This window comes from Mycobacterium hubeiense, from assembly GCF_002838065.1.
GTDB lineage: Bacteria > Actinomycetota > Actinomycetes > Mycobacteriales > Mycobacteriaceae > Mycobacterium > Mycobacterium hubeiense.
On record NZ_PIZU01000001.1, the window covers coordinates 25,210 to 49,320 of the forward strand.

Sequence of the window (24,111 nt, forward strand, 5' to 3'; positions counted from 1 at the left end):
GAGGATGTAGACAACTTCTCCCCTTACAGGTCTTCTTGCTTGAGGTAGCAGTCGCTCCTAGCCGACAACGATGCAGCCTTCCACGTCCCGAATCGAACCTCTGGACCGTCGTTGGCGAACACCGCTACATCGTGACGTCCGGGTTCATCGACGTAGTAATGCACTTCAAAGGCTCCCAACTTGGCGGCGCTGTCGCGGACCAGTTGAAGTGCTTGCGGCCAAACATCATCCGGAATCGGGCCGTCGAAAACGATGTGCCGTGTCAGAACCTGTACGCCGCGTGTCTCCATGAGCGGGCCTGCGCAGGACACGTGGTTCACTTCTCGGTTCCAGCGCCACGTCAAGCCAGGAACGAGGTCCGTGATGCCGTTCGCCGTCTGCTCCAGGACGGACTCGTAGCGGGCGAGGGCTTCTTCAGCTGATCCCTTCGCACGCAGATCGTTTTCGAGGGCCGCTACTTGATCAGGGTTCATGGGGGGCTCCTGCTTAGGCGACAGTGCGTTCGACAGCCAGACAAAGAAGACGATGGCGGCCACCGCCGCAACAACCGCGATGACACCCACCGTCCACCCAACGATGCGCCACCGGCTGGGCCGCTGCGATTCTGATTGCTCGCTCACTTGCGCACCGCCAATTCGGGTAGGCCGGCAACGACAACAGCGGTGTTGTAGCCGGTGGTACGCAACACGTCATTTCCACCGACCTGGAATGGCCTTGGGTATTCCGAATGCCCCGAGGCACCTGCGCGGTACACGCCATCGGGGGTGGTGCCCGCTTCGGTGGACAGCTGCACGAACGACCCGTCGGCGGGATCGCCACCCCGCCAACCCAGCCCGGGCAGCCAGTCGACCTTGTCGAGGTTCTGGATTGGGTCGTCTGGTGCCTGCATGACGAACACATGGCCCTGCTGCATGCCGAGGTCGGCTTCGTCCATCGCGTAGAAGCCCGGTGACCCGTACGCCACGTAGTCGTCGACAACTGCGTTTGCGCCTTCGTTCAGCGCCATGCCGGACACCACCGAGCCGTAGGAATGCCCGACCAGCGTGAGGTGCGGATCTCCGCTGGCTGACGTGACTTCGACGGACTCGAGATAGTTGGACAAGACGGGCGCGGCGCCGGTGGCTCGAGCGTCCGCGCCGGCCTCCGCTATCCCCGGTGGGGTGTCGTAGCCCAGCCACGCCACCGTCGCTACGGTCTCGTTGCCCCGTCCAGCATTCTCAAGCTGGGTCATGGCCTCAGACCTCATCAACGTGCCTTCTCTCACCATGCCCTCGATCGTGCCACCCGCATCTTTCTGAGACCCCATCCCGGGGATCGTGACCGATACGTGATCGGCTTCGTCTGGGTTGCCAACCGACACAATTGCTTTGGTGCTGTCGCCGGAAGTGTCCAGGCCGATGAGATAGGTATTCGGGTTTTCCGCTGCTTCGTGGATCTTGTCGAGATCTCGGATTGTGCTGCGCAGCTCTTGAATTCGCCGCGATGAGCTCTGGTCAGCCCCTGGGGCGTTTGGATAGGGATTCGCCGCCAGCTCGCGGTCGAGCTCAGCCTGCAGCCGGGTGCGCTCGGTGTCGAGCCATCGCATATTCGCATTGTCCCGCGCGACGGTGGGTATGCCGTCGCGGTTGCGAACCCAGTCCGGCCGATTCGTGACCATCCACTGTTGCTGCTCCGGGCTGAGTCCGTTCCACCAGTCCTCGACTTCTTGCGGGTCGGCGTCGGGTTCGAGCGCGAAATGGGCGCCCGCGTTGGCGGCTTGGTCGGCGTCCTTGAGGCCGTCGGTACCGATGTCGCCTTGGTTGGCGGCCCACAGCACGCGGGATGCCTCGGACTCGATCTCGTTGCCCCGCGCCACAATCTCAGACACCATCTCCATCAATTTGCCCCGGGCCTCTTCGTGGCGCCGTAGTTCCTCGGGCGAGGCATTGGCTTTGTCGTCCAAATCCCAGAGATCGACGATGGTTCCGTTGAACTGGATGGTGTAACCGTTGGCGCTGGCGAACTGTTTGGCGTCGTTGATCTTGCCCCGCACCTCTGTGAGGTCGGCGATTGTCTCCCCGACCTGCGTGCGTACTGCGCCCACGGCGGCCGCGGCCTTGGCGATGTCGTCGTCGACCGGGTCGAACGATTGGCGCGCGGCGTGCGCGGCGCTGCCCTCCCATCCGTCGAGGCGGCGAATGTCGTGGAGCTGATCCTGCAAGCCCGACAACGTCGTCGTGCGCTGCGAGAGCTCGGTTTGCAGCGATTCGAGGACACCGGTCTTGCGGGTCCAGTCCTCCACATCCTCGAAGGTCAGCGCCATATGTCCCGCTTCCCCGAACTCTCGGGCCGGAATAATTTGTGTCCGGCAAACCCTGTCCGGGCCACTATAGTCAGTTCCGAGAGGGTCGCTGAGAGGGAATTTTGGTGCCGCAACCGCTGCATGTCGACACCGCCAGCCTGCGAGCTAGCGCCGGGCGGCTCGACGTTGTCAACGAGTCAACGACTACCCAGCTAAGTCAGAACGCTGCTGCCCTAGCTGGCTGCCAGGGCGGATGGGCCGGCTCAGCTTTCGCAGCATTCGAACAAGTCCGCGAGGCTTGGGAGCTCGCGGACGCCGCCCGCGCCGAGAAGCTGGGAGACATCGCGCTGAACCTCTACCGCAGCGCCGACATCTACGACCACCGAGACGAAGCCAGCGCAGCAGAGATTGACACAACAATGTGATCCAGGCATTGCGTCGGTGACCGTGTGACACGTTAACGACACCCATGTAGTTCCTGGTCAACGCGTTTTCATGTCAGACCGCTCCCCTACCGTTCGTCGGCATGGGCATCGAAGCTCTCTGGCATCCCTGGCGCACCCTGCGTGATCATCACGCCGACGTCGACGTGACCTGCCGGCACCGGTTGCCGGATCAGATCATGGGTTTACAGCGCGGCGCGCGCATCTGGCTGTGCAGAACACTCACCCAGGCCGAACGCCGCTGCACCCTCACCCACGAGCTGGTGCACCGCGAACGCGGGCCCGTGCCAACGGATCCCGTCGCCGCTGCGCGTGAAGAACGGATCGTCGACGAGATCGCGGCGCGCCGGTTGATCGCGCTGACAGCCCTGGTCAATGGCATCCGGTGGTCCCGTCACCCTCGCGAGCTCGCCGAACACTTGTGGGTCGACGAGCCCACGCTGAACACCCGCATGGCCACCCTCGACTCGATCGAAGTGCCCGAGCTCGAGCACGAACTCGACGGAGAGTGGTTGTGGATTCCCTGACCGATATAGAGCGGGCGATCTTGGACCTGCCCGCGCTGCCTGTCCACGTGCATCACGCTGAGCTGGACTGGGTGACGCGCGGTCCGGTCGCGCCGGTAGGCGGTGTGCGGGATTCGTTGCGGGACAGACGGATAGGCACGTTCACCCTTGATGGCCCACCGGTGTTGACGTTCGATCGCAGCCACGACCTGTTTGACGACGGCGCAGTGTTGCTCGTCGACCTCGCGGGACATACGCCGGGCAGTGTCGGGCTTCTCGCCAACACGGATGCCGGATGGGTGTTGCTGGCTGGTGACGCCGCTTGGCATGGGCTGCAAGTACAGCAGATCCGGCAAAAGCGAAGTTACCCAGGTGCTTTCGCGGACGAGGACAGGGATGCGTGCTTCCGCGCACTGCACAGGTTGCACGCCGTCAAGGACCGGGTCCGCATTGTCCCCACACACGACCATCAAGCGTCGAGTGGGTTGGCCACTTAGACGGCTCATACAGTTGCGGAGGACTCCTACGCGGTGCGGTAAGCCGAACGAACCCCGCCTTCCATGTAGCCCGAGATCGCGAGAGCTTCAATCCCAAGTGGTAATGCTGCCGCACCACTGAGTGCAGCGCCGCGTCGCCAAAGCAGCTGCTTGCCAGGACATCTCCGTCCGGCGAGATGATCCAGGCGGTATCAGCAACGACCATCCTGGCAGCTCTGTCCGCTGGGGTGGTCGCATCGCCGTGCTCCGGATCGACTCGCGCAGTTGAGCCCAACCAATTTCCGCCCGGAACCGGAACGATGTGGTTGACGCGTCGGGGAAAGCGACCTGGGTCGATCCCCGGCAATGAGCCGGATTGGGTCTCGATCGTCAACGCGTCGTTTCCCTCGTGATCGGTCCAGCGCACCACCATCTCGCCGTCGTAGCGCGCGTACACACCACACATCGACATTCCCGGGGATGGCGGAACGAGGTGCGTACATGCCGAAGTTGCTTGGTCGGGTACTCATCTCGGCGAAGCAGTTCCTCGACACGCCGTTGCCGCTCCGCAGCGATTCGCTCCTGTCTTGCCCGGCGTTCCGGGGTCATCGCTATGTGCGACGCGATTTGCGCCCACGCATCGTCGGTAATCACGACATTTTCGGGCCGTGGGAACTCCGGCACCTTCGGATTGAGGTCACTCACGAACGGCATGGTGACACGCAGGACTGACAAGTCACGCCCCCGACGTACCCGACGTACTGAGTCCAGCGGCCCGCACCTTGCAGCACCTCAGAGTATTCGTCGAATCCGGTTGCCTCGCACGCCTACACGACGACATCGCCCGACTCAGCGACGCCATCCACTACGCCTTCGTCAACACCGTCCTCACAGCTCGCGGAACCTCGCAAGAGGAAAACTCTGGCTAGTCCACTCGTTGTGTGAAATAACAAGGGTCCGTGCCGGCTCGGAGATGTCGACGTAGTAATGGCCTGCACCGCTGCTCTGACTCATCCCTGTCAACATCTCGATGATTTTCGCCGCCTTGGCTTGATCAAACCGCCACACAACGCGATCGTCGTGCAGCTCGATATCGGCGGCGCCAGGCTCTATGGAGAATTCGTGAGTAATGCCGCCGTGGTCCATTCGCGACAACCCGTGCTGCTCTGCTTGACGCAGTGGCGTCAGGAACGCCTCCACCCCGGCGGTGTCCATGGCCAACAACACCACGTCATCGCCGAAATCGAACTCAGGGACGAGTTCGACGTGGAGTACGGTCATATCAACTCACATTCTCTCACGGTGAGCGCTGGCAACCATGGGGTTGGTACTTGCCCTCGGCACCTCTGACGCATCAATGATTACGTCACAGCTACCGGACGAAAATGCGGTAATCACCGAGCACCTCGGCCGCCCGCGCTTGGTCGCCGATGCGCGCGGATAGCGTGGCCCGAGCCAACTCGGGCGGCAGGGCCGACGAAAACTTCAGCCCCCGAAGCGCGTTCGCGTCGACCGCGGGCTCCTGCCACTCGACGGCATCCAGCGCGGCGGAGAACTCGGCGGCCGTGACGCCCGGTAGCAGCCGCAGCGACTTCTCGTCGATCCGCTGCCGGGGATCGACGATCGACGGCAATGACGCCTGCAGCGTCCGGTTGGCCGCAGTCCCCGCCCACGTCCACCACCTGCCGGCCGAGTCGCGAGGCAGCCGCACGATCAACGCGTCGGCAGATACGTTGTCGCCGTTCGCCTCTCGGATCTCTGCAAGCTTCGCCGATGCTCGCCCGGTGAATGCCACTCCCGCAGGTAGCGCCCCCAGCAGCACCGCCCGCATGCCGCGGGCGATGTCGTACGACAGCCCTCCGCCGGACCCCGACCACTTGGCCCGCCCACCTCCGTCCTCGGGTTCGACGAAACATCTCCTACGGTCCCAATCGACATGGGTGACTCGCCACGACCTGCCGCCCAGCAGCAGCACTCGCGGCCCGTCGACTTCGTCGGTGAGCAACTCCGTGCCGATGGTTCCAACTTCCACGCGTCCGGCGAGGACGAGGAATTCCGGGGGCGCGGTGAACACCGCAGTCAGGTCGGAGAAGTAGCGACGGCCGAATTTCCTCTCGGCCTCGGGGCCGATGTGCAAGAACGGCCCGTCGCGCTCGAAGAATCCTTCAGCGACAAGGTGATCCAGAATCGCCGAACCGGCATCGAACACCGGCAGGCCACCCCACCACGACGCCCACTCCCCCGCACTGATCCGGTGTTCCTGCAGGCACAATGCCATCAATTGTTGCGCCGCGATGTGCCGCGGCGCAGGCGGCGGAGTGATCGGCTCGACCCAGCCGTGCGACCACCGGTGCAGCATCCCTGCGGCCAGCAGCACACTGTCGTCGTCAACGCACAGAAACAGACAATTGCGGACGGTGTCCGCGCGACGGCCGGTGCGGCCCAACCGTTGCAGGAACGACGCGACCGTTCGCGTGGAGCCGATCTGGATGACACGGTCGAGATCGCCTACATCGATGCCGAGTTCGAGGGTTGAGGTGGCGACGATGACGGTGTCGCGTGTCTCGGCGAACGCCGCTTCGGAGCGCCGTCGTTCGGCCGCCGAAAGCGACGAGTGGGACACAAAGGTCGAGACGCCGAATTCCCGCAACGCGACCCCGAGTTCCTCGGCCCGGCGTCTGCTGTCGACGAACACCAGTCGCTTCTCTCCGGCGTGCAGTGAAGCGATCACCTTGGCGGCATTGCCCAGCGACGCGACGTAATCCACGGTGACCTCGGAGTCGGCAGTTGATGCACCGGCAGGCGCCACCACCGACGACGCGCGTGCGACGAAGCTGCCCTGCAGCCACGTCACTAGTTCAGCGGGATTCCCGACGGTGGCCGACAGCCCTACCCGCTGCAATTCTCGGCCGGCCAGGCGCGATACCCGCTCCAGCACCGCGAGCAAATGCCAGCCCCGGTCGTCGCCGGCGAACGCGTGAATCTCGTCGACGACCACCGCCCGTAACCCCGAAAACAGCACGCGCGGGTCGACTTTGGTCGACACCAGTATGGATTCGATCGACTCCGGTGTGGTCAGCAGCACGTCGGGGCGCTCGGAGAGGATCCGCTGCCGTTGACTCTGGCCAACGTCACCGTGCCAGACGGCCGCCGACCGGCCCAGCCATTTCGCGTAGCCGTCGATGCGGGGCTGCAAATTGTTGAGCAGCGCCCGCAGCGGACACACGTACAGCATAGACAGTCCTTGCCAGTCCTCGCTCGCCATCCGCGACAGCAGCGGGAACACCGCAGCTTCGGTCTTACCGCCGGCGGTGGGCGCCAGGACCAGGGTGTCGCAACCCTCCAGGATGGGCGCCACAGCTTGCGCCTGCGTGAGACGAAGACTGTTCCACCGCAACGTGTTTGCCAGATGGTATTGCAGCCCGGGATGCAGTCGATCGAACGCATCCATCACAGATCGAGCACAACGTCGTCGGCGGTCAGCGCTGCGCGTTCGGCGGTGGACAGTTCATTTTCGGCGATGCGCACTTCGTAATCCCGATACGGATCGAAGTCCGGGAACTGTTCGATCTTGTCCAGAACGTCGACGAGTTTGCGCAAGAACAGCCGTGGCGCGATGCCCACCCTCCCCCCGAGCTCACCCGCCACCGCGGCCGAAAACTGTTGCAGGAAGGTGTCGTCGGCCACCGAGGTCACCCGGTCGGGGTCAGGTACACCCGCGACGTACAGGGTGCGGACGCGGGTGCCCAGTTCGATCAGGCGCGGCTGGTCGAATCCGGTGAGGCGCAGTTGCGGGGCCCGCGGGTTGTCGAACCGGGGGTCCTTCGCGAACTCGGTGTGCAGTCGGTCAGCCAGCGGCGGCAGCAACGGTATGCCCTGACGGCCCTCGAAGAACGCCGGCGTCCCGGTGATCAGCAGGAACAGGCCCGGGAAATGGCCGTCGTGGACCTCGTCAACGAGTTGGCGTAACGCGTTGAGCGCCTTGGCTCGTGCATCACTGCGGATGCGTTGCAGTGTCTCCACCTCGTCAAGCACCAAGAGCAGCCCGGGGTGGCCGGCGTCGGCCAGAACAGCCAACAGCCCGCGCAGGAAGCCCAGCGCGAGAAAGTGATCGAGATCGCCCTTGATACCGGCACGGCGTTTGACCGTCGCGGCCACATGCGGCTGCCCGCCCAGCCACGCGACCAGTCCATCGGCGCCGTCGTGGTCTCCCTCGGCGACCATCCGCCGGTAGGCGCGGATCGCCAGCGGAAACACCGGTGCCCGCGCGGCGACGTCGGTGAGCCGGCGTTCCAGCAGAGTGTCCGCGTCCACGCCCTGCTGGCGGGCGTCGTCGTCGATGGTGAACAGCCACGCGTCCAGCACCGGCCGCAATGCGCTCGGCGGAATCGTCGCGGTACGCAGAGATTCGATGCTGCGCCGGTACACCGTCTCCAATTTGTGCAGTGGCGTGTCGATCTCGTTGATCTGGACCTCGGCGACGGCGAACCCCTTCTTCATCGCCCGGTCCGCCAGCCAGCGCGCGAAAAACGTCTTACCGGAGCCGTATTCGCCGCGCACCGCCTTGAACATCGCGCCTCCGGCCGCGACGGCATCGAGGGAGGCGTCGAGTTCGGCTTCGAATCGCCCCAGCCCCACGGCCAACTGGTCGAGCCCGTTGGACGGCACGGTGCCGCGTCGCAGTGCGTCGAGGATCTCGCGGCGGCGCCGCGCCGACACGCTCACTCCGACACTCCGAACTGTTCCTTGAGCGCATCGACGTCGAGGCGCACGACACCCCGGCTGACCCGCAACACCTCATAGCCTTCGACGTCGAGCACTCGTTTGGTCTGCATCAGCGCACCGTTGACGCTGGCCGTGGCCACGCCGAGGACAAGGGCCGCCTGCGCCAGCGTGATCTCGTGCGCGCTGGTGGCGAGCAGCGCGGCCAGTAGGTCGCGGATTTGGTGCTGCTGCACGACGGTTCGCTTGGCGAGCTTCAGTTGCTCGCTGAACACCTTGCTGCGCAACACTTTGTCGGGCAGCGCACTCGACGGCGCCGCGACATCGAACAGGCTGGCCTCCTGCAGCATCTTCGTCTTGACCGGGGTGGTGACGACGGGCTGGGCCGGGGCGTGCCACCACGCGGGCTCGGCTCCCGCGACGGGAACCACACCGTCGGGCAGTGTGCCAGCCACCAGCACCACCACCGGCACCAGCGCTTCGGCGGGTGATCCCCCGCCGTGGTAGCCCGCGTTGCGGCCCTGATAGCGCACGTCCGGATGGACGGCCAACACGACCCTATGGTCGGTGGTCAACACACGGGGACCTTCGACGACGACCTCGCGATCGTGGTCGACGTTGGCGAAATCGCCGTGGGCACGTTGACCGTAGGTGTTGGCGCGCTCGACCTTGGCACTGGTGCCGTACTCGATGATGTGGCCGTGGTCGGAGGTGATCACCACTGCGCGTCCGGCATTTTTCGCGGCGTGCAGCAACGCACGCAGATGCGTGATGGTGGTCAATGTCCAGTCGGTGCCGCCCGGGTCGGTGTGGTGCAGTGTGTCGTCGACGTAGTTGAGCACCGCGGCGACCAGCGGTTGGTGTTCGACGTCAGCGATCGCGTTGTTGACGTCGGTGGCCAGCGAGGCACCAGCGGGGATGGCGTCCAGCGCTTTCTTATGGAAGATCGGGTCCGGTGCACCGCCGGTGGCTTCCAGTTGCGCCTCGCGGATCAGTACGACGAAGCCGCTTCGCTCGACGGCGTCGGGGCCTTCGCGTAGTTCCCCACACAGCAGAGAGCATCGGCTGCGCTGGGTCAGGGTGGGCAGCACCGCCAGCGCAGCGCCGCGGTGTCCGTCGCCACTGGCGGAGATCTCCACCCACCCGTCACCCTGCGCGGCCGCGACGAGGTCGTTGGCAGCAGCCAGCGACAGCGCGTCGATAACGAGCAGCAGCGTCGGTGTCTTCTTGGCGAGGGGTATCACCCACTGCGCCACCACATTCTCGATGGTTTGCACCGGCGGTTTGGGTGCGTCGGCCAGCGCCTGCGCGAACGCGCGATCGTAGGGACCTCGGCGGACCGCGACGGCGTCGATGACTGCGCGCAGCGCCTCGGCCAGGTGCGGGCCGTCGGCACCTCTGCGCGCGGCGACCAACGCTGTATCGACCCACGACAGCTCGCGCACATAAAGCGCAGTGGCATCCACGAGTCCCGTTGCGGACGAGGGTGTTTGAGCCAGCCAACGAACCAGCCGGATGGCGCCGGCGAACGCCGCGCACGACGGGTCCGATCCGAAAAGGAAATGGCTCTGCACATCGGCCCACGCGCTTTCCACCCTGGGCTGGGTGTCCGGCCGGGTCAGCGCCGTCGTCATCGCGTCGGCGAGGACATCCAGCCGGCGTTCCAGACCGTGCCTCAACAACTCCGATGACGCCGCGGCCGCGCCGATCCCGAGGTTATCCACCGCGGCGGCCGCGGCCTGCAGCACGGAGTGCGGCGACGTCAGCGAGTTGGTCACCAGGCCGCGGGCGTTGACGTACCAGGCGTCTAGGTCCTCAGCGCTCAGCGCGGCGAGCCCGTAGTGGCCGAGGAAAACACCGAGGGCCTTGGAGTGATCGGCGTCGGGCGCCGGCGAGAACAAACCCGCCACAATGCCCAGCGGCACCAGCTCACTGATCTGGTTGCTGCTCAGCAGCGCGGTCAGCGGAGCGGCGATGGCGGCGGCGCGCCCGGCCAGCCAGCCGCAGAACGCCGCCGTGAGATCGGCCCCGCCACGGTCGCGCAGCCCGTCCAGGGCGGCGACGGCCTCCGCCGACAGGCTCCACTCCAGCACCGCGAGCGTATCGATCTCCACGTCGGCCCGGTTGACGATCTTCAGGACGTCGCGCGCGACGGCGGCCATGGCGTGGTCTCGGGTCAGCACCCCGCCCGGCGCCGGAGTGTAGGCGTCGGGCGACAGGATGTTCAGCAAGCCGTTGGCGATGGCGCGGTCGTTGTGGACTCGATACAGCGCGGGTTCGATGGTGGAGGCGGCGAAGTTGCTGCGCAACGCATCCCACGGGTCGGGGGTGATGAGCCTGCCGTCGAGCAGGTGCGCCAGCACGGTGTCGCTGAGATCGTCGTCGTCGACGTCGGTCAGCACCACCGTCCAGGCGTCGGCGTCGCGGGTGTTGATCGCCTCCCAAATCGCCAACACCGACGGGCACGCTACGACGGTGACGGGGGTACCTTCGTAATCGAAAGTGCGGCCGTTCCATTCGGGTTTCGCGCGTAGGCCGAGCACGCCGTGGGCGTACCGTTTGGCTTTGGCTTTGCCCAGCCGCGCCCGGATGATGGGTTCGGTCGCCGTCAGTGTGCTCACTCCACCCACCAGCGCACGTGGATTGTCTTGCCGTGTTTGGACAATGCTTCGGTCAGCTTCGAATGCAATCTGGACAGCTCCTGCGGGCTGCTGATCGCAGCCTCACCGGACTCCTCGCCGGCGGGGGGCTTCGGCTTGTCCTCGACCACCCAGGCGACCAGCTTGTTCTCCTCGCTGGCCAGCTCATCGCTCAGTGACCGGCCGGGCACGGCGATCGCGGTCTGTAGCGACCGTTGGATCGCCCGTGCGCTGTCGCCGGCCTCCCCCGGTCGATCGGCGCCGGCGCGCAATGTCTCCAGCAGCGGCCATTTGAAGTTGCGCAGGGCGCGGGCGTCGCGTGCCGCGTCGTTGCGGATCTGACCCGCTGTTTCGACGGCGACGGGAAGTGTGACGGTGGCCATCGCATCAATTAGGGCGACATTTCCCGTTGTGGTGCTGAGCTTTTCGACGAACTCACGCAGCTCCACCGCGGTGGTCAGTCGGTCGCCGGCGCCGGGTGTCGAACCCAGCCGCGTATGCGCGGGCTGTAGTTCGTCGACGAGATAACCGAGTTCGGTGACGGCGTCGGAGGCCTTGGCGCGGACCTGGGTGGCGAATTCGGCGACGTTGGCGCCGGTGAGATAGGTGCGCGGCATGGTGTAGCCGAACAGTTTGGACGCGTTGGCGCGGGCGTCGTCCCAGGCCTGCTGGGTGGGCAGTTCCTCGGCGCGCAGTTCGATGCCGCGCCGCAGCCGGCCCAGCGGCGGCGGGGTGATCGCAAGGCCCGCCTCGAACCAGGCCCGCTTGCGCAGCAGCGCCCACGCGCAGACCACCAGATCGCGCGCTTCGGGTCGCAGCCCCCACTTGGGGGTGATCGTGTCGATATGGTCTTGCAGCACACCGACGGTGAGGGGCTGCGCCTGGTGTGCGGCGCGGTCAAGTTCACCGGCCCAGTAGGCGAACGAGTCCTCGCCGAACAGGAAGTGGTCTTCGGTTGCCTTGCCGACGCGCAACGGGCCGGCGATGCGGCGCAGGACCTTGCGATCGCTGCCCGGGTTCGTGGGGACTCGCCCGTCGCGGTGGGCGCAGGCCTGCTCGACGTAGTCGCGCACCGTTTCAAAATTGCGGACGGTGAGTTCCTCGTCGGCGGGTTCGAACGCCGGGTGGTTGGGGTAGGTCGCCGCGAACGCCTGGTCGACGATCTTGAGGAATGCATCCTCCAGGTTGGCGGCGGGTGGCATCTCGGGCTGGAAGTCGCGAGACAGCGAGGTGAGCACGTCGTACTGCTGCGACTCGGCGGTGATGCGTTTGGGGTCGGCGGGTTCGATGCCGTAGGCCTGCTTGAGCAAGGTCTGGAAGCTGGTCATGGTGCCGCTGCGCAGGTTCTCCAGGATCCCGCGGGCCTGCGCCCGGTCGGTCGCCGACAGATGGTCGGAGTATTCGTTCCAGCGCTCGCCGCCGCCGGTGAACAGCCAGTCCAGTTTGACCAGCAGCGCCAGGTCCGCCATCGCCGCGTCGGTGAAGAACCTGGGCAGCCAGACCACGGTGTGCCGGTCGCCGGTGGTGAGCAACCGGTCGATGCGGTCGATGTCGTCTTTGCTGGTGTAGCCCTCCTCGTCGAACGGGTAGTCGACGACGACGCGCCACGTGCCCGGCCGGTTGTCGAAGGACTGCTCGGGCAGCGAGCCGGGGTCGCGGACGTTGCCGAACACGATGTCGACCTCGCGGCGCGATCCGCGCCATACGATGGTGCGGGTGGCGGCGCCGCTCAGGTCGTCCTGCCGGCTCGACAAGCCGAGCGCCTCGTGCACCAGGCGGCGGACGAGCACCCGACGGCGACCCGAATTATCTTCGCCGCGAATGCGTTCCAGGATCGACTGGTAGTCGACGTCGGCGAGCTGCACCCGGATCACCGGGTTGGCGGCGTCGGAGACGCTGATCTCGGGGACGTCCTTCTGCGCCCACTCGCGCACAACGCCGAGAACGACGCGGGATTCGCCGCCGGCCAGCTTGGACCGGATGGATCCGTGGTTGAGCGCGGCCAGCCGCGGCGCGGTGATGTCGCGCAGCGCTGGGACTCTCGGCGCGATGGCCGACAGCAGCAGGGTTTTCGCGATGCGTTCGTGTGCGCGGAACCCGGCCGGTACCGAAGCGGGATCGTCCTCGAGTTGTTCCCTGCTGACCGAATGCTTCTCCAGCAGGGAGGGCAGCAGCCGGGTGTGGTAGAGCTCGGTAGCCGATTTGAACATCGCTGCGGCGTGCGCGTCGATGGGGTCGCCGCCCTCGACGATGTAGTCGAAGGCGTCACCGACGGGAATGAGGTCGTCGACGGTGAGGGTGTCGCGGCGGTCGACGAGCATGCGCTGCATCACCTTCAGCGCGGTGCGTTCGCGTTGCATCACCGACGACAGGTTGCGCAGCGTGGAGACGAGCACCGGGGAGAACGGGTAGGTGAGCCGGAATTCGGCCTCCGACGCGCCGCGGTGGTGCTCGTCGGTGTTGAGGCTGTCGCGCAGCACTTCCCACACCTCGGCGCGGCGGGTGAGGTTCGCGAACGCCTCGTCGAGTACGGCGCGGGCGGCGTCGTCCTTGGGTGCGAGCAGCCGCGCGTGGGCGACCTCGGCGAGGTTGTCGTCGCCCAGGCCGATCTCGCGGAAGCGGCCCTGCTGGTAGTGGAACGCGCGGTCGAGTGCCTCCTGCTCGGCGCCGGAGGCTCCCGCGTCGGCGAACCACTTGCGCAGGTCCATCTGGCGGGAGATGAAGGAGATCAACGGGATTGCACGGTTGCGGCCCGACGACTCGACGAGCTTGGTGATCTTCTGCGATTCGCGGGCGAAGAACTCGGTGTCGCGCACCGAGAACGCCAACCACAGCACCAGTTCGTCGAGGAACAGCACGACGGCGTCGTAGCCCAGCGATTTGGCGTGTTCGGAGATGACGACGAGGCCGCGGTCGAGGTCGACGTAGTCGGCGGTCTCGGCGAACGATTTGAAGTAGCTGCCGGCCAGCGCGGACACCAGGTCGCGCCGTTCGGGGTCTTCGGGTGAGGCGGCAAGGGCCGCCTGGTATCGCGGCAGGTCCCAGCCACCGCCGACGAGGCCGCCCCACTCATCGCCGACACCGGAACCGGACCCGAGACCGGCGAGGAATTTGTCGTCGTCGGCCATCTGCGCGCGCATGTTCTCCGCGTCGGCGAGCAGCTTGTCCGACAGATGCACCGCGGGCAGCGGCGCGTCGGGGTGCAGCCGGGTGATCTGCTCGACGTAGCCCCGAAACACCGCCTGCTCAAGGCTTTTCGCGCCGAGCAGATGATAGGTCAGGCGCAGGATCTTCTTGCCAGAGAGCTGCCCGTCGTAGTGTCCGGTGAGGTCTTGGAACTTCGACGTCCGCACGGCGGGGTGGTTGCCTAGCAGCGCGTAGAGCACGGCCATGAAGTGGCTCTTGCCGGAGCCGAACGACCCGGTGAGGTAGGCGGCGCGCGACGTGTTGCGGGCTAGCGCGTCGGATACCAGGTCGATGGCGGCGAAGAAGTTGTCTCGCAGCGAGTCGGTGATGACGTACTCGTCGAGGGCGGCGGCGATGCGCTGGTCGTCGCCGGTGCTGTCGGTCAGGCGCAGCACGTAGTCGTCGCTGCCCACCCGCTCGGGAATGTCGATGACATCGCGCAGCAGTGTGGTCATGACGTTGCGGCCCTTCGTGTTCTGCGCGTGGGCTCGGGACGCCACGCGGTCAGGTCGGTGACGGTGAGGTGGTGTTCGGCCAGCCGGGCGGTCAGCTCGTCGTCGATGGTGTCGGCCACCGACTCGCCGTACTCGGGGTCGATCTCGTTGTGCCACTGCCGAACCCACGGCAAAAGCTCATGCAGCCCGGCCAGCAGCGGTATCAGCCGCGGGGTGTCCCAGCCGTCCTCGATGCGCTGGCTGATCAGCGCGGCCAACGCCAGCGCCTGGTCCGCGTGGTCCCAGCCAGCCCAGCCGAGCAGTTCGGTGGTGTCCGATTCGCGGCCCGCGTTCGGGTAGCTGATGAAGCGCTCCTTGGGCACGTCGAGCTTGCCGCGGTGCGACCAGTACGAGGGCTTGGCGAAATCGGCGCTGGTGTACTTCGGCGGCACCGGGATGGGGGCGTCGATTTTCTCGCCGGCGTCTTCGCGGCGCTGCAGTGCCCAGGTGTGCTCCCAGGCGGCGCGCTTGTCCAGCCCGGACGGTTTGTAGCGGTAGGCGGCCAGGAACGGAACGGCCTCGTCGGCAAGCAGTTTCGCCAGTGCGGCTCCGGTGGGGACGTTCTGGTCGCCGGCCCACAGCCGCAGCACGCGGCGGAACTCCTCGTTGCGGTCGACGATGTCGGCAAGCTGCGCCACCGACAGCACGGTGGGCCGGCCCTCGCGGTCGTACCACAGTGCGCGGTTCTCGACCCGGTCCAGCAGCCAGTCCTTGAGTGCGGATTGAACTTGCTTGTCCCATGGCTCCATCGCCCAGCGACGCTTGTATTCCGGGCGCTCCAGGAGGCGGATGTGAGGGTTTGAGTCGATGGCATCCAAGCGGCGCTGCAACAGGTCGCGGTAGTCGGCGGGTAGATGGCCGGGAATCTCGGTGAGCGGCGTCGACCCGTGTCGTTTGAACCAGGCGGTCTCCTCACCGTCTCTCATGCGCCGCGCCAAGGCGATCTCGAAAGCCCGTTCCCCGAGCGCGATTTCGGGGACGTCGCCCGCGTAGGTGAGGTCCTCGTCGATCAGCCCGTAAATGCGGTAGTACTCCCAGTCGAGCTCTTCCTGGTGGGCGATCATAAGCCCGCGAAGTCGGTCGTACTCGGAGCGCGCCGCTGCGAGCACAGCATGGGTGGGCGTTTGTCGGGCCGCCAACGCCGCCGGTGTCTGCTGTTGTTGGGTCTGTGCAAGATCATCGAGCAGTTTGGCGCGATCGAGCGGTGTGGCGGCAGGCAGCGGGAAGTCTTTGAGTGTGGTGCCGGTGAACTCGTACCGTGGCTCCCAGTCCTCGTCGCCGATCCCTCCGCCGATACCGCCATTGCCCTTGTTATGGCTGTTCTGTTTGAGCCAGAAGCACGCCACCGACGAATTAAGGACACCCAGCAGCCGCACGTGATCCTCGACCGTCGCGCCCGCGGGCAGCTTGATCACCGGAGCATGGGAAGTAAATACGCAATGCCCGCGGTCGAGGATGTAATGATTATGAGTGGCGACGTTGCTAAAAGCGATAGACGTCTCAGTCGAATAGGCGCTCGATGTGTGCTGCATGTACTCCCACCAACGCAATCCGGCATCTTCCATAATTCCTTGGAATGTCCGTCGTTCGCGCAGTTGGGTTCGCAGGGGCCAGAGCTCCTGTGGAGGAAAATCGGTGCGTAACTCGTCAGAGCCAAAGATGTATGGGTAGAGAATGCGATGATTCCGACTGCCAATCCAATCCCGAATTTCCTCTCCTAACAGGACCGGGAGACAATGATGGTCGTTCTTCCAGCGCGGCAAGTTCGCTCGGCGAATAAAGGCTTCATCAGATCCTGCACGGATCGCCCTACCGATTGGTGGCGAGATGCGCTGGTTGAGAGTCGATGCGCACCCCGACTCTATAGCCGATCTGAGGCGGACAGCGCCGCCCCCTGTCAGTGTCCAGGGGTGTTCGGCCAGAAGCGATCGACTCAAGTCCTCAACCGTTATGTACTCGTCTTCGTAGTCCACTCGATCCAGGTGAGTGACAATGCTTGTCCACACGAGTCCGAGAGCGGGTTCGTCCGGCCGGCCCGGCTCGCCACGAATTCCCAGGACCGAACGCACAGTGCTGCTAGTCGCCGGCTGGTTCCGGCCGACGATGATCACCGTGGGCGTGCCGTGGCCGGGAATATATGCGCCTGAAGTATCGATCACACAACGGAGATCTAGACGTCGAAGGAATTGTTCTACAAGAGGCTTCCCAAACCCGCGCTTCATGAACGAGTTTGATGTGATCTGACCGACCCAGCCGGCGGGACGTTGCTGTCCGGATTGCCGACTCAGCGAAAAGAACAATTGCATAAACGGAACTGTTAGCGCGTATGTGCGGCTCAAGTGGCTGTAGAGCTGCCGGTATGTCGTGTTGAGCGCCGCGTCTTTCACCGTGATGTACGGCGGGTTGCCGACCACAACGTCGTGCTCGCGTTGCAGTATTTCCTTCAGTGCATCGGCGTTCTCGGTCGAATCGGCACGAATTACCTTACCGGCCAACAGATCTTCTGGAAGCAACTGCTGCTTGGCGCCCCACAGCAGGCTGTCCCCGGCGGCCAGGTGCGGCGTGTAACGGATCTGCTCCTCGATGCTTCTATCCCCCGCCGCGTGGAGCGCCGCTACCAGCAGCCGGAACCGCGCGATCGCCACCGCGAACGGGTTGATGTCGACGCCGTACACCCCGTCGAGCGCCTTCTCGACGAGTTCGCGTGCGCCGCGGCCGGGCGCGTGGCGCTGCCAGCGGTCGTGCAGGCGCCGGAACGCGCCGAGCAGGAAATGCCCCGACCCACAGGTCGGGTCGATGACCGTGAACCCTTCCAGCGGCCGGTCGGCCAGCGCCGGTTCCATCGTCTGATCGAGGATGAATTCCTCGACGAACTCCGGGGTCTGCAGCAGTGCGTAGGTCTTCTTCGCGTGCTCGGACAGGTCCTGGTACACGTCGCCGAGGAACCGGGTGTCCACGCCAACGAAGGGATACAGCGGCTCACCCGTCGCGCTCTGCTGCCACCAGAACTCCAGCAGCGTCCGTGCTGCGTCACCGGATGGTGCGACCAAGTGCAGCGGTGAATATTTGTCTACCAATCCTTTTGTCGCAGTGAACTTCCCGAAGTGCGCGATGGTCTGCTGCAGCCATTCGCGGTCGGTGTGCTCGGGATGCTGCTGGAAGTAGGAGCGTCGCGCATCCAGCGCGTGGCCCCGTTCGTCACTGGTGGCACCAGCGATCCAGCGGGGCGTCACCAGAGCGTTGTCCTCGCAGTAGCGCGCGAACACCGTCAGCAGCACCCACGCCACCGCGGCCTGGGTCACCCGGTCGTCGCGCCATTGCTGCCACGACGACGCCGTCCGCTGCGCTGCGAACGCCGCTTCGTAGTCCCGTTTCCACGACTCGTACACGCCCGGCTGGCGCAGGTCGTGATCGTCGCTGTCGACCCGCGCCCGCAGGTCGGCTTCAAGCTCCGACACCTGGCGGCGCAGCGCGGCCACCAGATCCGCTGTGGCCCAGCTCATTTTCGGTGCTCCTCAATCGTTACCGGCGAGAGCCGTGCGTGACATTGGTCGGCCAGCATGTCACTCACGCTTTTGATCCTCGATTAGGGCCAGATAACGTTCATACTGTTCCTGAACTTTGCCGGGTATCCGAACTAGTGTGCCCTCCTCCATGCGGTACGTCCGGTCTGGATCGCCTCGGAACGACAGCCAGTTGAAGCTTGTACTGACCCATTGATCATCGAAGATAAGAATCTTGGCGTGTGTGTTGGTAACGCGCACGAAGGTGAAGTTCTCGAATCTCTGTGCCAAATTGCGCAGTCGTCTAAGGGCTGATTCATCAGACCCTTCGTCGCTATCTCCAATTCCGTAAGCGATTGTGACCTGTACCTTCGCTCGAAGTCGCTTCTCCAGCTTTGAGATGAAATCCGTAGTTACGACAGCCTTCTTAATCCAAGGCGAGATGATCAGCAGCCGCTGGTGCGCGGTTTCCAGGGCCTCGGCAAGGAGATCGGCGTGCTCGAAAACGCTGACGCTGGTTACCAATGCCGTGAGCCCGCCGCTTAATTCGCGCGCGGGATCGGATGGGGCTTCATCCTCCTGCAAGTCGGTAGCTCGTGCTCGTTGGCGTTCTAGCTCCTCATCGAGCACTGGCCGAGGTTCGGCTGGCCCCAACTTCAATCCGAGCCGCTCGACCGCGCCGACCCGTTCAAGCGCGAAACCGTGTTCCGTCGCAAGTTCATCATCGATGATGACTGCAAGCTCAAGCTCGCTTCTGGTCTCGTCGCCGTAGACCAACAGTTGAACCGGTAAATATCGATGTTTCGTTGCCTGTACTTTATGAATTCGGAGTACTTGAAGTGTGTCTTGGCCGCTCTTTTTGAGGAGCCGATTGAAGTCTGCAGCACTGACGTCGCCCAAGCCTATGCGCGCGTTCCGCGCCGCCGGTAGCAGCGTCAGATCTCTTTCCTGCGCCTCTTTCTTTTCAATCAGGGCTCGTTCTGGGTAGTCACCAAGCTCCCAAGTAAGTCGGTCAAATGAGATAGGGAGCTGGCGCAATACTGGCCGTGTTGCCGCAAGCGTCGTAGCAACGTCTGAGCCGAGCGGTGTCAACGCAAGTTGGCCCCGCGGTCCCACTCGACGGACATGACCTTCACTCAACTGTTCTGCAGCTGCGCTGAGCACGTGCGCGGTTTCCAGTCCCAGGTATGCCGCGATCTCCTGCGGTTCGTCAACACCTTCGTTGATGAACCTCAGCGTGAACTCCTCCGTGATGGGCAGTTCTTTGCGCTCCTGCGCTAGTAGGTCGACGCGGATCACGGTCACAGGGATCGCGGCATCCTCGACAGCGATCAACTGAAGGCCGGGTCGGGCGGCCCCGAACCGCCGCTGAAACATCTGAAATTGCCTACTCATCGTCGACTCGTGTAACTAGGCAGTCTCCAGGGTGCTGCTCGATGTATTCCAGTACCGATTTCAGAGCGCCATTCGTTCCCTTGACGAAGCCCGCGTCACCGACTATGACCAGGCCGTATCGGGCTCTTGAAAGGGCGACATTGATACGCCGCCAATAGTCAGGGCCAAGAAATCCAAGACGTCCACGGCTGTTGCTTCGGGTAACTGAAAAGAACGCCAGGTCAGATTCCCTGCCTTGGACTGCGTCGACAGACATCACACTGGTTTCAAGATGTCGAAACGATTTGGGCGCTAAGCGCCGACGCAATTCCTCGACTTGGTTCTTGTATGGCGCCACGACCAGGACAGTCAGCTTGCTTCCAACCGCGTTGGGTTTTACGAGACCCTTCTCTATCGCGGTGTCCAAGGTCTGCAACTGGGACACGATCGTCCGCGCCTCGACGCGATTGACATAGCTCTGATTGCCTTGCTCTCGGCGCTTCTCGCCGAAGGCGCCGGTATCGAGCCACACCACTTCGGCACCGACGACTCTGTCGAAGCCTGCCAATCCCTGCGTGTTGGGTGAGCGAAGCCTCCCTCCGTAGAAGCAGTTCGAGATCAAGTCACCGATAGGACGCACCATGCGGTACTGCTCTTCCAACATGAGCTGGGAATGTTCGGGCAATCGGTCCACAAGGCGTTGAAACAGTGTCTCCCTCACATCATCCGAGTTGAGTGAGTGCTCTTCCAGCAGGTCCGTTCGCCGCATGAGCTCTTCGTCCGTCGGTGGCAATTGTCTTGTGTCCCCTACCAAGATCCATCGTTTCGAACGCGCTATCGGGACCAGTGCCTCGGTAAGCGTCGCCTTTGAAGCTTCGTCGATGACGCACAGATCAAACTCGAGTTGCCCGACTGCTCTGTTCCGCAGGAAGCCTGTGCAGGTGCCGGCGACAACAGATGTGCCTGCGAGAAAAATGGCGGCCAAACTGTCTTCCGCACTTATCCGTTCGAGCCACTGGGCCTGTAGTTCCAAGCGACCCACTAGCCTTCGGGCCTCAACATCCTCGCCTAGCAGAAGCTCGATCGCATTGCGCGCCTCCGAACTGGTGATCACGGCAGGGATCGTCAGATCGCCCGCCAGGAGTTCTTGCGCCGCGCGGGCTAGTTCTGCGCGTCGATCAGAGAGATGGTCGAATCGAGCTTGAAGGCGTTCAGCGGGATTCGCTTCTTCGATTGCGGTGGCCAGATCTGAAGGCTCGGACATCGTTGCTGGCGTCTTGGCGATCTGGTTCTCGACTGATTCCAGCTCTGCCGCGACCGTCGCCAGTTGCTCCAAGGCAAGCACAGCCTTCAAGTGGGCTGGGTCGATTCCAAACTCCACCGCTTGCTTGGCAACATGAGACTCTGCCCGGCTACGAACTCCCTCAGCCCATCTTCGTATCTGCGCATCCAGTAAGAGATCTCGCACACCAGGCTGCACGACCGAATCGTCGGCGCCCGCTAGCCGCACCAACCGAGTGACGCCAGCATCACGGAGGCGCTCGACTGCGTGGTCAACCGCAACATGTGTTTGCGAGGCAATCAAGACGCGTGCGTTCGGCTGGCGCCTGAGAACCTGTTTCACGGTTTCAGTGATAAATCGCGTTTTGCCTGTTCCCGGCGGCCCCTGGATAACAAGCAGATCAGATCCACCGACTGCTTTCTCGACTGCCAAGCGCTTTTGTGGATCAAGCTCCTCAAACCAATCGTCCAGTCGTATTTCGTCTGGCTCGGCATTTATTTCCGGGTTGACGAGCAAGCCGCGGAGATCCTGTCGTGGAGTCGTACCGTTCTTTACGGCCAGAGCCGCATCCCGTTGCCGGTTAAGCGATATCGATGACGGCGCGTCGTATGGCACGAGAGTTGCAGTTGGGGGCAGCGATCCCAACGGCCTCGCCGTGAGCACGGTGATCTCGTCCCCGTCCTGATCAATGACCTGGCCGTACCCGAACCGTCGCCCCGAGGGCCGGTCCATCACCTGCCAATCCGTACCGACGAGATCGGCCTCACAAGGCTCTGCAAGTGTGAACATCGACCTACGACCGACAACTCGAACTCGTTTGTACACCAAAGGCTGATGTTCACCGCGGGCCAGTTCCTCGCGTGCATCCAACACGCGCATCCAACGATCGAAAAGCTCGTCGCTACGTTCGTTGGCAGAGCCTTCAGCAGCTACTGCTTTCTCTAAGTAGAACTCCTCCAAGAGTTCGAATAAGCGATGGCGTGCTTGGCCACTAGCCTGCATGTCAACAGGGTGACGATCACTCCAGCTGAAGATCTGCGGTAGTGCGAGTCCGTGCCTGCGGCTGGCTTCCAAGGATTCGAATTCAGGCGTGCTTACTGCGATTACAACGAATCCCGGCTTCTCGTCGTCTCGCTTCAGCACGTACCTACGTTCCTGACCGATCAGGACAACCCGTGACTTATCTAGTTCGCCCGTTTCACGGTCCGTACCGAAATATGCGAACACTTCACCAGAGAGGTCCTTGACCATCATCGTCGCGGCCCGCGCTCTATCTGGTGGAGACCCCGCGAGATGTTCCTGTGCACTGCGAGTCAGCTGCAGCCAGATCTGGTTGCGGGGTTGCTGACTGGCCGCGGCTCCCTTACGTACCAGCGAGTCAAGTTCAAGGGCGAGCACGCCGGCGTTGGGCGGGCGCTCCATTGGGTCAGGACTTACACATGCTTCAAGGACCTCTCGGATATCTGCCGGCACCCGAACCGATTCGAGTGCGACGCGAACATCGGAATAGTCCTTGATAGGAGTCGCGTTCATGCATTGAAGTAACACCACGCCCATACTGAAGACGTCGCGCACATAGGGCCGAACTGCTTCGCGCTCGGGCGGTGCATACGCTCCCGAGCGGAAGTTCTGGACCGTGTAGTCGCTGTGAAGTTCGTCAGTCCGCAGTTTCGCGATGCCAAAATCTGCAAGCAGCGGAGACCCTGATGAGTCAATTAAGATGTTCCCGGGCTTAATGTCACGGTGTTCGTACTGATTTAAGTGCGCGTACTCAAGCGCTGCCAGTACGGGCTTGGCAATAGTCTTGTAGAGTTCGGCCCAGTTCTGCCACGGTGGCTCCTCAAGGAGATCCTTCAGGCACCGCTCTACCCACTCGAGGACAACAAAGTGAGTCCCGGATTCGTCAGTACCAGCGTCTCGGAACTTGACGATATTCGGGTGACTCAAACTACGAAGCGCGCGAATTTCGCGGTCAAATACCTTCTGCGACAATTCATCCGATCCACTAGCGATGAACTTGACCGCCACGGAGCTACCGTCGCGATTATCGACAGCTTTGCGCACGGTCGAGAGCCCACCAGCACGACTTCCACCGCCGACTAGCACGTAGTGCTTGCCTACAATTTCAACCATTCCGTATCTCAGCCCTGAACGTCGGGGTAGAGAGTATCGGGCGGGACCGACAGCGACAGAGAATGACGAGCGTCTTCATGTCGTCACGTGCGGGCGCTGTTTCACCAGTAGGCATCGGCCGCCTCTCCCCACGCCAGAAAACTCGCGAGTCCATCGCTCCTTATATTCGGTTGCTTTCACGGCGACGTCTTTCCCCTTACTCAGTCTCACGAGGATGCCCAGGTCCCGCGTGGCGCAGCCACAATGTGTGCTTCTCGACATCGACGACGTACCAGATCCTTCCGCCGCCGGTCACTTCGTACTGCCACTGCTCCATCTCCACCCCACCATGCGCGGCCGAGGCCAGCCGCCCCTTGAGCCGATGATGGCGCGGGGTGGACGCAGGGCTTTCCGGGCGTTTGCGCAATTCGTTCCACGCAGTCGCGGTGTTCGCGGCGGCTTGCTGGCACAGCGATTCCCATCCCTTGACCGCCTCGCTGGTCGCGAACCGCACCTCCCACTGTCCCCGCACAGCCGGCGGTGCGACGCGATCTCCCCGTTTCGGACTCACTCAGGTGCCGGCACCCTTCCGTAGTCGCCGTCGCTCGGTGCGGCCAGGACCGCCGCCAACTCCGGATCGGCGAGCACCTCCGCGGTGTGTCGCCAGCTCTCGATCACCTGCGCCACCGGCACCGGGTTGTCGATCGAATCCGCGGCCCGCATCGTCGCCACCAACTCGTCGACGAACTCGCCGACCTCCTCCTGCGACAAAAACGCCACCCAGGGAAATGCCTCCGGCAACGCGTCGGATACCAAGTCATGCGCGCCGCGGCCATGCTGCATCATCGCCACGAACAACCGAGACGTCGCCGATGACGCCTCGCGCTCCTGGGCGGCCCGCGAGGCCGTGATCAGCACCAGATCCTCGGCGTCGCGCCTACGCACCCGCAGGGGGCGACCCGCCGAACTGCGTAGCCACCGCTCGACAGTTGCCTTGCCTTTCAACTGCAAGTCAGAAAACGACACCTCATCCATGACATTAAAATTACTTCTAAAGTAGGCCTGTGTCGAGGTCGGGGGTGCGTGAGCGGTT

The 24,111-nt window shown here is 63.8% G+C and carries 15 protein-coding genes; 3 read left to right on the top strand and 12 right to left on the bottom strand.

Going from position 1 to position 24,111, the window contains the following annotated elements:
* Positions 1-23: 23 nt before the first annotated feature.
* Positions 24-620, bottom strand: coding sequence for an LppA family lipoprotein (locus CWS39_RS00120; protein ID WP_142386780.1), 597 nt, complete (start codon positions 618-620; stop codon positions 24-26).
* A complete protein-coding gene (locus tag CWS39_RS00125) occupies positions 617-2,302 on the bottom strand; it encodes an alpha/beta hydrolase (RefSeq protein WP_102140882.1) in 1,686 nt (561 codons plus the stop codon). Before CWS39_RS00125 ends, CWS39_RS00120 begins: the two co-directional genes overlap by 4 nt.
* Positions 2,303-2,406: 104 nt before the next feature.
* On the opposite strand from CWS39_RS00125, the gene CWS39_RS00130 reads away from it, so the two are divergent.
* The 3 genes from CWS39_RS00130 (at position 2,407) to CWS39_RS00140 (ending at position 3,727) form a co-directional block, all read left to right on the top strand.
* Complete coding sequence (locus CWS39_RS00130) at positions 2,407-2,706, top strand: WXG100 family type VII secretion target (RefSeq protein WP_158240309.1); 300 nt, start codon at positions 2,407-2,409, stop codon at positions 2,704-2,706.
* Positions 2,707-2,807: 101 nt separating this feature from the next.
* On the top strand, positions 2,808-3,251 hold the full coding sequence (locus CWS39_RS00135) for a hypothetical protein (protein WP_102140884.1): 444 nt from the start codon (positions 2,808-2,810) through the stop codon (positions 3,249-3,251).
* On the top strand, positions 3,239-3,727 hold the full coding sequence (locus tag CWS39_RS00140; RefSeq protein ID WP_142386781.1) for an MBL fold metallo-hydrolase: 489 nt from the start codon (positions 3,239-3,241) through the stop codon (positions 3,725-3,727). Before CWS39_RS00135 ends, CWS39_RS00140 begins: the two co-directional genes overlap by 13 nt.
* Before the next feature lie 867 nt (positions 3,728-4,594).
* Here the strand turns inward: CWS39_RS00140 and CWS39_RS00150 are convergent.
* The 10 genes from CWS39_RS00150 to CWS39_RS00195 form a co-directional block, all read right to left on the bottom strand.
* Complete coding sequence (locus CWS39_RS00150) at positions 4,595-4,987, bottom strand: hypothetical protein (RefSeq protein ID WP_102140887.1); 393 nt, start codon at positions 4,985-4,987, stop codon at positions 4,595-4,597.
* Between the two features lie 91 nt (positions 4,988-5,078).
* Positions 5,079-7,157, bottom strand: coding sequence for a DEAD/DEAH box helicase (locus tag CWS39_RS00155; RefSeq protein WP_102140888.1), 2,079 nt, complete (start codon positions 7,155-7,157; stop codon positions 5,079-5,081).
* Positions 7,157-8,431, bottom strand: coding sequence for a BREX system ATP-binding protein BrxD (gene brxD, locus CWS39_RS00160; RefSeq protein ID WP_102140889.1), 1,275 nt, complete (start codon positions 8,429-8,431; stop codon positions 7,157-7,159). The genes CWS39_RS00155 and brxD overlap by 1 nt, the downstream gene beginning before the upstream one ends.
* On the bottom strand, positions 8,428-11,049 hold the full coding sequence (gene pglZ / locus CWS39_RS00165) for a BREX-2 system phosphatase PglZ (protein ID WP_102141147.1): 2,622 nt from the start codon (positions 11,047-11,049) through the stop codon (positions 8,428-8,430). Before pglZ ends, brxD begins: the two co-directional genes overlap by 4 nt.
* Positions 11,046-14,753: a DUF6079 family protein gene (locus tag CWS39_RS00170; RefSeq protein WP_488801368.1), complete on the bottom strand. Its 3,708-nt coding sequence runs from the start codon at positions 14,751-14,753 to the stop codon at positions 11,046-11,048. The genes pglZ and CWS39_RS00170 overlap by 4 nt, the downstream gene beginning before the upstream one ends.
* Complete coding sequence (gene pglX, locus CWS39_RS00175; protein WP_102140890.1) at positions 14,705-18,250, bottom strand: BREX-2 system adenine-specific DNA-methyltransferase PglX; 3,546 nt, start codon at positions 18,248-18,250, stop codon at positions 14,705-14,707. The genes CWS39_RS00170 and pglX overlap by 49 nt, the downstream gene beginning before the upstream one ends.
* 60 nt (positions 18,251-18,310) lie before the next feature.
* Positions 18,311-19,627 carry a phospholipase D-like domain-containing protein gene (locus CWS39_RS00180; protein ID WP_158240310.1) on the bottom strand — a complete coding sequence of 439 codons (1,317 nt, stop codon included), beginning with the start codon at positions 19,625-19,627 and terminating at the stop codon, positions 18,311-18,313.
* A 10-nt stretch (positions 19,628-19,637) separates the two neighbouring features.
* Positions 19,638-23,039: a serine/threonine-protein kinase gene (locus tag CWS39_RS00185; RefSeq protein WP_102140892.1), complete on the bottom strand. Its 3,402-nt coding sequence runs from the start codon at positions 23,037-23,039 to the stop codon at positions 19,638-19,640.
* Between the two features lie 196 nt (positions 23,040-23,235).
* Positions 23,236-23,589: a hypothetical protein gene (locus CWS39_RS00190; protein WP_102140893.1), complete on the bottom strand. Its 354-nt coding sequence runs from the start codon at positions 23,587-23,589 to the stop codon at positions 23,236-23,238.
* Positions 23,586-24,053, bottom strand: a complete 468-nt coding sequence (locus tag CWS39_RS00195; protein WP_102140894.1) for a hypothetical protein — start codon at positions 24,051-24,053, stop codon at positions 23,586-23,588. The genes CWS39_RS00190 and CWS39_RS00195 overlap by 4 nt, the downstream gene beginning before the upstream one ends.
* Between the last annotated feature and the right edge of the window lie 58 nt (positions 24,054-24,111).

Coding starts and splice junctions, on each gene's coding strand:
- CWS39_RS00125 (WP_102140882.1), bottom strand. CDS start 2,302: ATGGCGCTGACCTTCGAGGATGTGGAGGACTGGACCCGCAAGACCGGT.
- CWS39_RS00135 (WP_102140884.1), top strand. CDS start 2,808: ATGGGCATCGAAGCTCTCTGGCATCCCTGGCGCACCCTGCGTGATCAT.
- CWS39_RS00150 (WP_102140887.1), bottom strand. CDS start 4,987: ATGACCGTACTCCACGTCGAACTCGTCCCTGAGTTCGATTTCGGCGAT.
- CWS39_RS00155 (WP_102140888.1), bottom strand. CDS start 7,157: ATGGATGCGTTCGATCGACTGCATCCCGGGCTGCAATACCATCTGGCA.
- pglX (WP_102140890.1), bottom strand. CDS start 18,250: ATGAGCTGGGCCACAGCGGATCTGGTGGCCGCGCTGCGCCGCCAGGTG.
- CWS39_RS00180 (WP_158240310.1), bottom strand. CDS start 19,627: ATGTTTCAGCGGCGGTTCGGGGCCGCCCGACCCGGCCTTCAGTTGATC.
- CWS39_RS00185 (WP_102140892.1), bottom strand. CDS start 23,039: ATGGTTGAAATTGTAGGCAAGCACTACGTGCTAGTCGGCGGTGGAAGT.
- CWS39_RS00195 (WP_102140894.1), bottom strand. CDS start 24,053: ATGGATGAGGTGTCGTTTTCTGACTTGCAGTTGAAAGGCAAGGCAACT.